The organism is Pandoraea eparura, assembly GCF_902459725.1.
Lineage (GTDB): Bacteria > Pseudomonadota > Gammaproteobacteria > Burkholderiales > Burkholderiaceae > Pandoraea > Pandoraea eparura.
In genome coordinates, this window is the sequence record NZ_CABPSH010000029.1 from 1 (window position 1) to 2,401 (window position 2,401).

Here is a 2,401-nt window from a genome sequence, read left to right on the forward strand (position 1 = left end):
GTAAGCGGCTGGCGAACCCATCTTGCGGGTCTCGTTGTGCCGACAGATAGTGTCCGCTTAAATTTAAGCGGACGCGATGATGGGCACAGAATTAGCGGTTAAGCGTGTACGGCGCTCCTACTCGAAGCAGTTCAAGAGCGAGGTTGTGGCCGAGTGCAAGGCTGGGGACAGATCGGTGTCGAGCGTGGCGCTCAAGTACGGCATGAACGCCAATATCGTGCACAAATGGCTTCGGTTGGCCGAGGCAGGGCAACTGGCGATGGCGACGCCGTCGTTCATTCCGATTGCCGCACCTTCGCGTGCGCCGTCAATGCCCGAGTTACGCCAAGATATCCAGATCGATGTCGCCCGGGGCGATACGAGCATCATCGTGCGATGGCCCCTGAAAGACGCAGTCGGTTGCGCCACCTGGTTACGAGACTGGCTGCGATGATCCGTGTCGACCAAATCTGGCTAGCGGTCGAGCCGCTGGATATGCGCGCCGGCAGCGACACGGCGATGGCTCGCGTGGTGAAGATGTTTGGTGCGGCCCGCCCGCATCACGCCTACCTGTTCGCCAACCGTCGCGGCAATCGCATGAAGGTGTTGGTGCATGACGGCATCGGCGTATGGCTGGCGGCGCGGCGCCTGAACAAGGGCCGCTTCATCTGGCCCGGCGAGGGGCTGGCCACGGAGCTTGCCCTCACGCCGGAGCAGTTGCAGGCGCTGGTGCTCGGGCTACCCTGGCAGCGCTTGGGCGAGCACGGGGTGATCACAATCCTCTGATGCCGGTGCAATCCGGTGTTGATCCAATGGGCAGCGGTGCCAGGCTCTGGCAAACTGAGCCCCATGAACTTACCCGCAAACCTCGACCACCTCAGCCCGGAGCAGCTTCGCACGCTCGCGGCTGAGCTGATCGCCAAGGTCGGCGAGAAGGATCGCGAACTCCACTACCGCCAGACGCGTATCGACCAACTCACGCATGAGATGGCGATGATCAAGCGGTACCAGTTCGGCAAACGCAGCGAGCAGCTCGACAGCACGCAAGCGAGCCTGCTCGAAGAGAGCATCGATGCCGATATCGCGGCCATCGAAGAAGAGCTCGCGCAGCTAAGCACCCAGCCTGCAACGCCTGTCGAGGCGCCGCAAAAGCCCAGACGCGCGCCGCTGCCGGCAAACCTGCCGCGCACCGTCATCCACCACGAACCCGAGTCGAGCACCTGCGGCTGTGGTTGCGAGATGAAGCGCATCGGCGAGGACGTGGCAGAGAAATTGGACTATGTCCCGGGCGTCTTTACGGTGGAGCGTCACGTGCGTGGCAAGTGGGTGTGTGCCACGTGCGAGACGCTGATCCAGGCGCCGGTGCCAGCGCACGTGATCGACAAGGGTATCCCGACGGCCGGGCTGCTCGCGCAGGTGCTGGTGGCGAAGTATGCCGATCACTTGCCGCTGTACCGACAAGAGAAAATCTTTGCACGCGCAGGCCTGGCCTTGCCGCGTTCGACCTTGGGGCAATGGGTTGGCGTGTGCGGCGTACGTCTGCAGCCCTTGGTCGACGCGTTGCGCCAAGCGTTGCTCACGCACGGCGTGCTGCACGCCGACGAGACCCCGGTGCAGATGCTCGATCCGGGCAAGAAGAAAACGCGTCGTGCCTATCTGTGGGCGTACTGCCCGACAAGTTACGAATCCGTGCGCGGTGTGGTCTACGACTTCGCGCCAAGCCGGGCCGGTGAGCATGCGCGTGCCTTCCTGAAAGACTGGCAAGGCAAGCTCGTGTGCGACGATTACGCGGGCTATAAGGCGAGCTTCGGCGCGGGCGTGATCGAACTCGGCTGCATGGCGCATGCCCGGCGCAAATTCTACGAACTGCACGCCAATCATAAAAGCGAGGTGGCGGGTCAGACGCTGGCGTACATCGGCATGCTCTACGACGTTGAGCGCGAGGTGGCGACACTCAGCCCAGACGAGCGGCGGTGCGTGCGCCAGGAGAAGGCACGTGCCGTGGCCGATGCATTGCATGCCTGGATGATCAGCCAACGGCAAAAAGTGCCAGACGGATCGGCCATCGCCAAAGCACTGGATTACAGCCTCAAACGCTGGGAGGCGCTCACGCGCTACCTCGACGATGGCAATGCGCCGATCGATAACAACTGGGTGGAAAACCAGATCCGCCCCTGGGCGATTGGGCGCTCGAACTGGCTGTTCGCGGGATCGCTGCGAGCGGGCCAACGCGCGGCCGCCGTCATGAGCCTGGTGCGTTCTGCACAGCTAAACGGCCTGGATCCGCATGCGTACCTGAAGGACGTGCTGGAGAGGTTGCCGACACAGCGCGCCAGCGCCATCAGTGATCTGCTGCCGCACCGTTGGACGCCGGCCGCGCCCTGAAACCTGACCCGTCAAGACGGGTTTGCCGGTCGCTTAC

3 protein-coding genes are annotated in these 2,401 nt (G+C 63.3%); all 3 read left to right on the plus strand.

Annotation, left to right across the window (positions count from 1 at the left end; genetic code table 11):
* The first annotated feature begins 79 nt into the window (after positions 1-79).
* The 3 genes from tnpA to tnpC all read left to right on the plus strand — a co-directional run bounded on the left by tnpA (position 80) and on the right by tnpC (position 2,364).
* Positions 80-433, plus strand: a complete 354-nt coding sequence (gene tnpA, locus PEP31012_RS23450) for an IS66-like element accessory protein TnpA (protein ID WP_174978375.1) — start codon at positions 80-82, stop codon at positions 431-433.
* Positions 430-765: an IS66 family insertion sequence element accessory protein TnpB gene (gene tnpB, locus PEP31012_RS23455; RefSeq protein ID WP_150591609.1), complete on the plus strand. Its 336-nt coding sequence runs from the start codon at positions 430-432 to the stop codon at positions 763-765. The genes tnpA and tnpB overlap by 4 nt, the downstream gene beginning before the upstream one ends.
* Positions 766-828: 63 nt before the next feature.
* Entirely contained in the window at positions 829-2,364 is a 1,536-nt protein-coding gene (tnpC, locus tag PEP31012_RS23460; RefSeq protein WP_150591610.1) for an IS66 family transposase, read from the plus strand.
* Positions 2,365-2,401: the final 37 nt, after the last annotated feature.